At 56.6% G+C, this 8,536-nt stretch carries 9 protein-coding genes; 6 read left to right on the forward strand and 3 right to left on the reverse strand.

Translation table 11 applies throughout. The features are described 5' to 3' along the window. Positions 1–187 precede the first annotated feature (187 nt). Positions 188–838: a DUF4124 domain-containing protein gene (locus tag AC13D2_RS01375; protein ID WP_482938112.1), complete on the reverse strand. Its 651-nt coding sequence runs from the start codon at positions 836–838 to the stop codon at positions 188–190. Positions 839–917: 79 nt separating this feature from the next. After that, on the reverse strand, positions 918–1,556 hold the full coding sequence (pyrE, locus tag AC13D2_RS01380) for an orotate phosphoribosyltransferase (RefSeq protein ID WP_300498194.1): 639 nt from the start codon (positions 1,554–1,556) through the stop codon (positions 918–920). A gap of 81 nt (positions 1,557–1,637) precedes the next feature. Between pyrE and AC13D2_RS01385 the strand changes: the two genes are divergently transcribed. After that, positions 1,638–2,444, forward strand: coding sequence for an exodeoxyribonuclease III (locus AC13D2_RS01385; protein WP_300498192.1), 807 nt, complete (start codon positions 1,638–1,640; stop codon positions 2,442–2,444). A 160-nt stretch (positions 2,445–2,604) separates the two neighbouring features. On the opposite strand, the gene rph is transcribed toward AC13D2_RS01385, so the two are convergent. Then, a complete protein-coding gene (gene rph, locus AC13D2_RS01390; RefSeq protein ID WP_036203164.1) occupies positions 2,605–3,321 on the reverse strand; it encodes a ribonuclease PH in 717 nt (238 codons plus the stop codon). A gap of 162 nt (positions 3,322–3,483) precedes the next feature. Between rph and AC13D2_RS01395 the strand changes: the two genes are divergently transcribed. The 5 genes from AC13D2_RS01395 to AC13D2_RS01415 all read left to right on the forward strand — a co-directional run bounded on the left by AC13D2_RS01395 (position 3,484) and on the right by AC13D2_RS01415 (position 8,226). Beyond that, positions 3,484–4,350: a YicC/YloC family endoribonuclease gene (locus AC13D2_RS01395; RefSeq protein WP_300498190.1), complete on the forward strand. Its 867-nt coding sequence runs from the start codon at positions 3,484–3,486 to the stop codon at positions 4,348–4,350. Positions 4,351–4,466: 116 nt separating this feature from the next. Beyond that, positions 4,467–5,099 (forward strand): guanylate kinase, encoded by a 633-nt coding sequence (gene gmk / locus AC13D2_RS01400; RefSeq protein WP_300498189.1) that lies wholly within the window; start codon positions 4,467–4,469, stop codon positions 5,097–5,099. 91 nt (positions 5,100–5,190) lie between these two features. Next, the gene (gene rpoZ, locus AC13D2_RS01405; protein ID WP_300498188.1) at positions 5,191–5,403 is read left to right on the forward strand and encodes a DNA-directed RNA polymerase subunit omega; all 213 of its coding nucleotides are present in this window, start codon (positions 5,191–5,193) and stop codon (positions 5,401–5,403) included. A gap of 185 nt (positions 5,404–5,588) precedes the next feature. Then, on the forward strand, positions 5,589–7,736 hold the full coding sequence (locus tag AC13D2_RS01410) for a RelA/SpoT family protein (protein ID WP_300498237.1): 2,148 nt from the start codon (positions 5,589–5,591) through the stop codon (positions 7,734–7,736). A gap of 103 nt (positions 7,737–7,839) precedes the next feature. Beyond that, entirely contained in the window at positions 7,840–8,226 is a 387-nt protein-coding gene (locus AC13D2_RS01415; protein WP_300498187.1) for a RidA family protein, read from the forward strand. Positions 8,227–8,536 lie beyond the last annotated feature (310 nt).

An 8,536-nucleotide genomic window follows, 5' to 3' on the forward strand; every position in this document is an offset into this window, starting at 1 on the left:
AGGCCCAGTGGACTTAGAAAAGATCATCTATCTGGACAAATACACCAAGGTCAGCTCATAAAAAAGGGCCGATGGAAATATCCATCGACCCTCTTGCTACCCGGTCCGGCCAACCCAGATCCACTTTAAGTGAACGGCTTGACCGTGAGGTGACCTTTTTTGTGCCTGATTGGTCGAGCCGTGTGGCTTATTGTTCTTCCAGATCGTCCGGATCCAGCGGAAGCGTTCTTTTCTCACCGGTAATCTCTTCCAGCCGTTCGATGTCCGCTTCGAAACGCTCTTGCAGGGCTTTTATATTGGCGTTCTGCGAGTGGATCTCCCGTTCGATATCACGAATCTGGGCTTCCAGCCGCCGTATTTTTTCCAGGGTCGCTTCGGGTATGTCGCGACCGGAACGTTCCAGGTCTGCAGCTCGGCTCTGGTCGCTGTCCAGTTGGCTGACGATCACCGAAATGTTGCCTCTCTTGAGCTGATTCAATCCCTGCAGCTCTCGTATCTTCCGGTGCATGGCGCGCACGGCTTCGTCTGGGTGGCTGTAGCGCTCCAGAAGCTTGCGGTCGAGCTCCCGCTGTCGTTCCGCTTCGGCCAGGCGTTTTTCCTCGGCTTCCCTTGCGGCAATCTCCTCTTCGGTGGGTTCTGGATCAATCGTTTCAATCACCCGACCGTTCTTGCTGAGAATGTCGTAGCCCCGCCTCGACGCTTCCTGGGGAATAGTGCTGCTGATGACAATCTGACCGTTCTCATCGGTATAGCGGTACATTCTTGCCTCTACGATAGAGGCAAACATCAGCGCAGCCGCAGCAGATACAGCGATTGAAAACCTGGTCAGACGATTCATGATGAGAGACTGGCGCTCCGCTTAAAACAGTGTATGTCAGGAAGCATAACAAAAGCTGAACGATAAACCATGCCTTGATTCAGACCCCGTACTCATCCCGGTAGGCGGCGACTTTTTCAGCATGTTCGGAGAATCCGGGCCTGCTTTGCAGGTAGGAAAGCACCTGCTCGAGCCTGATAATACTGACCACAGGAATGCCGAACTCCTCTTTGACTTCCTGGATGGCGGATAGTTCACCGGTGCCCCGCTCCTGGCGGTCCAGGGCAATGAGCACGCCTGCGGGCTCCGCCCCTGAGGTGCGGATCAGCTCCATGGATTCCCGGATAGCCGTGCCAGCGGTAATGACGTCATCAACAATCAGTACCTTGCCTTCCAGGGGAGAGCCGACGACATTGCCACCCTCGCCGTGATCCTTTTTTTCTTTTCGGTTGAAGGCGAATGGTTTGTTGTTACCCTCGGCGGCCAGAGCCATGGCTGTGACCGTCGCCAACGGTATGCCCTTATAGGCAGGCCCGAAAATAATGTCATAATCCAGCCCACTACGCTGGAGTGCTGCGGCATAGGCCTTGCTTAACTCAAGCAGGTCCTCCCCGGTATTGAACAGCCCCGCATTAAAAAAATAGGGGCTGGTGCGGCCGGATTTAAGTGTAAATTCTCCGAAACGGAGCACGTTACGGCGAATGGCGAACTCAATGAACTGTTGCTGATAGTCGTGCATGACAGGGCTTCTGGCGGGTTTGGATCTTTAATTAACGCGTAAAACCGGTATCATACACACAAACCGAATCAGGGAACACGTATGCGGGTAGTTACAATCAGCGTCAACGGTCTGGCCCAGGCTGTTGAGAAAGGTTTCTTTGAATGGCTAGCCAGGCAGGACGCTGACGTGGTGTGCGTTCAGGACCACCGCATGCGGGCCTACGAAATTGAGGACTTCAATCTCATCCCGGAAGGGTACGAAGCCTACTTTATTGATGGTGAGCGTAACGAAGACGGTGGCGTTGGTATCTATACCCGCCATTTCCCAAAGGCCATTATGTACGGTTTCGCCAATGAGCAGGCAGATCGCGAAGGCCGCTTCATCCAGGCGGATTTTGACAAGGTGTCTGTCGCCTGCGTTCTCTCTCCCAGCGCACTTGGCCGCGAAGAAGAGTTGATCGGCGAGGACGACCTTACGGTTCTGGATCATAAGGATGATTTCATGGAGGCCTTTGGCCTCCATATGCAGAAAACCCTGCGTAAGCGTCGCCAGTTTATTTTCTGCGCCAATCTGCAAACCGCCCATCACGTGACCGACGCCAGCCCGCTGTACCACAAACTGGATTTTTCCGGCTTCCTGCCCCATGAGCGGGCATGGCTGGACCGTTTGTTTGATGAAATGGGCTGTGTTGATGCATTCCGCGATATCAACAAGCAGAGCAACCAGTACACCTGGTGGCCGGAGCAGGCTGAGGGTTCACGCAAGAATGCCGGTATCCGGGTGGATTATCAGCTACTGACGCCGGGTATACGCAAGACCATCCGGGATGGCTGGATTGATGACAGCACCCGGTTCTCCGATCACGCGCCAGTGATCATGGATTACGACATCGAAATCGGTTTCTGATCCATATGCGGCTTGAGGCTCACTGAAGGCTAGCGGGTTCGGAGAGGAGTTCTTTTCCGGACCGTCTCCGGCCAGGGAAGGCCGGAGTCGAGCGCACAGGGATGTGCTTGTAGCGTGTCCGGAAAAGAACTCCTCTCCGGACACGCGGAAAAGCTGCACCTTAGTCGGCTAAAGCTGCCTTCTGCGCCTCAAACAACTGCCCGATGCCCAGCTTGGCCAGTTTCAGCATGCCATCCAGTTCTTCCTGTTCAAACGGCGCGCCTTCAGCGGTTCCCTGAATCTCAATGAAGCCGCCCTGATCCGTCATGATCACATTCATGTCGGTTTCGGCTTCGGAATCCTCCGGGTAATCCAGGTCCAGCACCGGTGTGCCCTTGTAGACGCCCACGGAAAACGCCGCAATCATCTGCTTCAGCGGCGACTTCTTCAGCCGACCCTCTTTCACCAGATGATTCAGCGCGTCAACCAGCGCCACGCAGCCACCGGTAATCGCCGCCGTGCGGGTGCCGCCGTCGGCCTGGATGACGTCGCAGTCTATGGTAATGGAATGCTCGCCTAGAGCGCTCAAGTCAACCGCTGCGCGCAGGGAGCGGCCAATCAGGCGCTGGATCTCCACGGTGCGGCCACCCTGTTTGCCACGGGCGGCTTCCCGGCCCATGCGGCTGCCGGTGGAGCGGGGCAGCATGCCATACTCCGCCGTAATCCAGCCTTTGCCTTCGCCGCGCAGGAAAGGCGGAACCTTATTCTCGACAGAGGCGGTACAGATAACCTTGGTGTCGCCAAATTCCACCAATACGGAACCCTCGGCGTGGCGGGTGTAGTGGCGGGTAATGCGAATGTCTCGGGATTGTTCCGGCGTTCTTCCGCTCGGTCTCATAATCATTCCTGGTATCAGTAGTGAGTGTCCGGGGTGAATCCCCGGTCGATTGCAATGTTGAAAGATTGCGGAGTATAACACGCAGTCCGAGGCGTCTGTTCGATGTTGGGGCAGTCGGCCTGCTAAACTGAAGTACTGCTTCTTCCCAAACGCGGAGTCACCATGATCAGAAGTATGACGGCCTTTGCTCGCCAGGATACCCAGGAAGACTGGGGGACACTTACCTGTGAAATTCGCACGGTGAACCATCGTTACCTGGAGCCGTCCTTTCGCTTGCCCGAAGCGCTCCGGGAGCTGGAAAACAGTTTCCGCGAGCAGCTGCGCAAGCAATTGCGGCGTGGCAAGGTGGATGTGGCCATTCGTCTTCAGGCCAATGAATCGGCAACCCAGGGTTTCGAGATCGACGAGGATGTGGCGAGCGCAGTAAACGAGGCGGCAAACCACATCAACCGAATGCTGGACAACCCGGCCCATATTAGCGCCCTGGATATACTCCGTTGGCCGGGAGTGTTGGCCTCCAGCGAGCAGGACTTCGGCCCAGCCCGGAAGGCGGCAGGGGAGTTATTCGAGCGCACTGTGAGTGAGCTGGTGGCGGTCAGGGAACGGGAAGGTGAACGTCTGCGGCCGCTGTTCGAAGACCGGCTGGCCATAATGGGAGAACGGGTAACTGAAGTTCGGGGTTGGATGCCTGAGCTGATTCGTGCCCAGGAGGAGCACCTGAAAAACCGCTTTGAGCAGGCGAAGGTGGAGCTCGATCCGGATCGCGTTGCCCAGGAAATGGTCATGCTGGCCCAGAAAAGCGACGTGGCCGAAGAGTTGGATCGGTTGGAAGCCCATATCACCGAGGTGTCGGACACTCTGCAATCCGACGATGCCATCGGCCGTCGTTTGGATTTTCTGATGCAGGAGCTCAACCGCGAGGCCAATACGCTCAGCAGCAAAAGTATCGACGCCCGGGTGACCGGGGCAGCGGTTGACCTGAAAGTGTTGATAGAGCAAATGCGGGAACAGGTGCAGAACCTGGAGTAATGCCCCTGGATGCGGGGGCGGCGCAAACGCCGTATAATCCCGCTCTCGTTATTGTGGTGGTGCCTGGGGTGTCCCGCGCCCACTGAAAGCCCGTTAATGCCGGAGTTGTTTGCCCCATGAGTCAGGAATCAGAACAAGGCACGCTGTATGTGATTTCCGCTCCTTCAGGTGCCGGTAAGACCAGTCTGGTGGCTCAAATGCTGACGCAGGACGAAAAGCTGGGAGTATCGGTGTCCCATACAACCCGCCCTATGCGTATGGGCGAGCAGGATGGCGTTAACTACCACTTCGTCACCCGGGAGGCCTTCGAGGCAATGATCAACCGGGGTGACTTCCTGGAGCATGCGGATGTCTTCGGGAACTACTACGGCACCTCCCAGGTTTGGGTGAAGCAAACACTGGCCACAGGGCAGGATGTGATCCTGGAAATTGACTGGCAGGGTGCGGAGCAGGTCCGCCGCCTGATACCGGACTGTGTCAGCATTTTCATCGTACCGCCGTCGCCGGAGGCGTTGAAGGATCGCCTGACCGGTCGAGGCACAGATACACCGGAGGTGGTGGCGCGTCGTCTCAACGAGGCGGCGGATGAGTGTAGCCACGCGGTGGAATTTGATTATCTGGTAGTGAACGATGATTTTGACACCGCGCTGGATGACCTGCTGGCGATTGTTCGCTGCCATCGTCTGCGCATGCAGGCCCAGCAGGTCAGGCATTCCGAGCTATTGATCAGGCTGTCCGAGCGCCACTGATCGGCGCATATTGCCTGTATACAAATTGAACCGGCCGCAGTAAACTACGCGGTCTGCTGAAATCAGTCATTTTGCTATTGTCGGGGAAGTTATGGCACGAGTTACCGTTGAAGATTGCCTTGAAAACGTTGATAACCGCTTCCAGCTGGTTATGCTGGCCACCAAGCGTGCCCGCCAGATCGCAACCAAGGGCTTTGAGCCGATGGTTGCCGAAGAGAACGACAAGCCTACCGTTATTGCCCTGCGTGAAATCGCCGAAGGCAAGGTCTCCCGCGATCTCCTCACCGAGGATGACGACGAATAAGGCTGAAGATCGCTGAATGTGGCCGAAGACGGGAATATTTTCTGGTTACCCGTCCAAAGCATTGAAATCTGTTCTTGCGGTTTTATAGTGTATCTATAGGCATGACTGGAAGAACGTCGGAAGGACCCGAATGCGTGCATTCGGGTTTTTTTATCCCTGGCATTTATGATCCCTACGGAGGCGCGGTGTCGGCAGAGGCAACGGTTGATGTGCTGGCCAATGAACTCAGCACGTATCTTGATACCAATCGCATCAATCAGGTGCGAAGAGCCTACTATTATGCCGAACAGGCCCACGAAGGGCAGATGCGCAAAAGCGGCGATCGCTATATTACCCATCCCCTGGCGGTGGCTCGAATCCTTGCCAGCCTGAAATTGGATCACCAGAGCCTGATGGCGGCCATGCTCCACGATGTCATTGAGGACACAGGTATCCCCAAGGACGCGCTGGCTGAGCAGTTTGGCGAGGATGTCGCCGAGCTGGTAGACGGTGTCAGCAAGCTCACCCAGATTGAATTCCGTTCCCGCGCTGAGGCCCAGGCCGAAAATTTCCAGAAAATGACCCTGGCCATGGCTCGGGATATCCGCGTGATCCTGGTCAAACTGGCGGATCGCCTGCACAACATGCGCACCCTGGGACCGATGCCCTACGAGAAGCGTCAGCGCATCGCCAACGAAACCCTGGATATCTACGCCCCGATTGCCAATCGCCTGGGCATGCACTCCATTTGTACCGAACTCGAAGACCTGGGCTTCTCCTCACTGTACCCGATGCGCTCGAAGTACATTTCCAAAGCGGTCGCAAAGCTTCGGGGCAGTCATCGGGAAATCATTGACGATATCCGTGGCAAACTGCAGGAAAAACTGGAAGAGCGCAGCCTGCCCGGCCGTATCCTGGGCCGTGAAAAGCACCTGAACAGCATCTACAACAAGATGAAGTTCAAGCAGAAATCCTTCCACGAAATCATGGATGTGTACGCTTTCCGGATCATCACCGACACCGAGGACGACTGCTACCGCATCCTCGGTGCCGTTCACAGCCTCTACAAGCCGTTGCCGGGCCGTTTCAAGGACTACATCGCCATGCCCAAGGCCAATGGCTATCAGTCCCTGCACACCACTCTGTTTGGCATGCATGTGAACATTGAAATCCAGATCCGCACCGAGGAAATGGAGCACATCGCCAACAACGGTATTGCGGCCCACTGGATGTACAAGAACGAGCCCTCCAGCGTGACCAGCGTCAACCAGACACGGGTGGACCGTTGGGTCAAGGGCCTGATGGAGATGCGTGAGCGAGCGGACGATTCCCTGGAATTCATCGAACATGTGAAGGTCGACCTGTTCCCTGACGAGATCTACGTGTTTACGCCCAAGGGCAAAATCATGGAGTTGCCCGGCGGAGCCACCCCTGTGGATTTTGCCTACACCATCCATACGGACATCGGTAATGCCTGCGTGGCCTGCCGTATCAACCGCAACCTCGGATCCCTGAGTCAGCCGCTACAAAGTGGCCAGACCGTTGAGATCATTACCGCACCCGGAGCACGACCCAATCCCGCCTGGCTCAGTTTCGTGGTAACCGGTAAGGCCCGCAGCAGTATCCGCCATGTGCTCAAGAACCAGAAGCGTGCCGAATCCCTGGATCTGGGCAAAACCCTGCTTAAAAAATCCCTCAAAGGATTTGGTGCCAGCCTGTCGGAGATCAACGAACATCAGATCCAGGCGGTGGTCCGTCACAACCAGGTGGACAGTTTCGAGGATCTGGTCAGCGACATTGGCCTGGGCAACCGTATGGCCTACCTCGTGGCTCGCCAGTTGGTCAGCGGCAAGACAGACGATGAAGCATCGGGCGTGGCATCCGCGACCATCATGGACAAGGCCAATAACAGCCCGGTCACCATCCGTGGCACTGAAGGTCTGCTGGTTCGGTTTGCCAGTTGTTGCAAGCCAATTCCCGGTGACCCGGTGGTCGGTGTCATGGATTCGGGCAATGGCATGGTGATTCACTCGGATACCTGCTCACGGTTGCCGGAAGATGATGAAGGCAGGGCGCGTCTCACTCATTTGAAGTGGGCCAAGGACATTGCCAACGAGTTCTCTGTTGAGCTTCGGGTGGAGTTCGAACGCCAGCGCGGGGTTATTGCGGAGCTTGCCAATGCAGTTGCTATTGCGGACGGCAACATTGAGCGTATCAACGTGGAAGAGCAGAATGCGAGGTTGGGCATTGTCGGCCTGGTGGTACATGTAAACGGGCGCCGGCACCTTGCCAGGGTGATGCGGCGGATCAGGAATATTCGCGCTGTCACCCATATCAACCGGGTAAGGCACTGATGTAACCGTGGTGCAATAGGCCTGAACCGCGACGTTTGGCCTGTTGACACGCCAGCCACCCAAAGGTGAGGATTGGCGTTTTGATAAAGAGGACCCCAAGGTCATGACCAACAAATCCGTAATACAGACTGATAACGCGCCACAGGCCATCGGCACATACTCCCAGGCAGTGAAAGCCGGAGACACTGTTTACCTGTCTGGTCAGATTCCGCTGGTGCCGGAAACCATGGAAGTGGTCGCGGGTGATTTCGCCGCCAAGACCCGGCAGGTGTTCGAAAACCTTAAAGCCGTCTGCGAGGCCAGTGGCGGAGAGCTCAAGGACATCGTCAAGCTCAACATCTACATGACGGATTTGAGCAACTTTGCAACAGTGAACGAAATCATGGCCACGTATTTTCCAGAGCCGTATCCGGCGCGGGCCGCTGTGGGTGTCGCGGCGTTGCCCAAGGGCGTTCCGGTTGAGATGGAAGCGGTGATGGTGCTGAGCTGATACTCACTCCAGTTAACACCGAAGGCGCCCCATGAGCCCCCTTTTTTGTTGGTGCGCCAGGCATGGCGCCTAGCGTCTTGACGGGCCCTGTTCCGGTCTAGGTGGTGCTGGCCGGATGACTTGGGGGTGCAAGTCCCCTGTGGGCCCGGCAAGGGGAACCACTAGCCGGACGGCAAGGGTGTCCACCGCGAGGTGGAATCTGAAGGAAGCCGCAGGCAAAGCGCTGGCCCGACGAACAGGAATCGCATACGAGGCGGTCACACCGGGTAAGGCGGCCAATATCGTCAAAGCCCAGTACTTGCACGGACGG

The organism is Marinobacter sp. B-12 (assembly GCF_056857915.1).

Coding starts and splice junctions, on each gene's coding strand:
- rpoZ (WP_300498188.1), top strand. CDS start 5,191: ATGGCACGAGTTACCGTTGAAGATTGCCTTGAAAACGTTGATAACCGC.
- AC13D2_RS01375 (WP_482938112.1), bottom strand. CDS start 838: ATGAATCGTCTGACCAGGTTTTCAATCGCTGTATCTGCTGCGGCTGCG.
- AC13D2_RS01385 (WP_300498192.1), top strand. CDS start 1,638: ATGCGGGTAGTTACAATCAGCGTCAACGGTCTGGCCCAGGCTGTTGAG.
- gmk (WP_300498189.1), top strand. CDS start 4,467: ATGAGTCAGGAATCAGAACAAGGCACGCTGTATGTGATTTCCGCTCCT.
- rph (WP_036203164.1), bottom strand. CDS start 3,321: ATGAGACCGAGCGGAAGAACGCCGGAACAATCCCGAGACATTCGCATT.
- pyrE (WP_300498194.1), bottom strand. CDS start 1,556: ATGCACGACTATCAGCAACAGTTCATTGAGTTCGCCATTCGCCGTAAC.
- AC13D2_RS01395 (WP_300498190.1), top strand. CDS start 3,484: ATGATCAGAAGTATGACGGCCTTTGCTCGCCAGGATACCCAGGAAGAC.
- AC13D2_RS01415 (WP_300498187.1), top strand. CDS start 7,840: ATGACCAACAAATCCGTAATACAGACTGATAACGCGCCACAGGCCATC.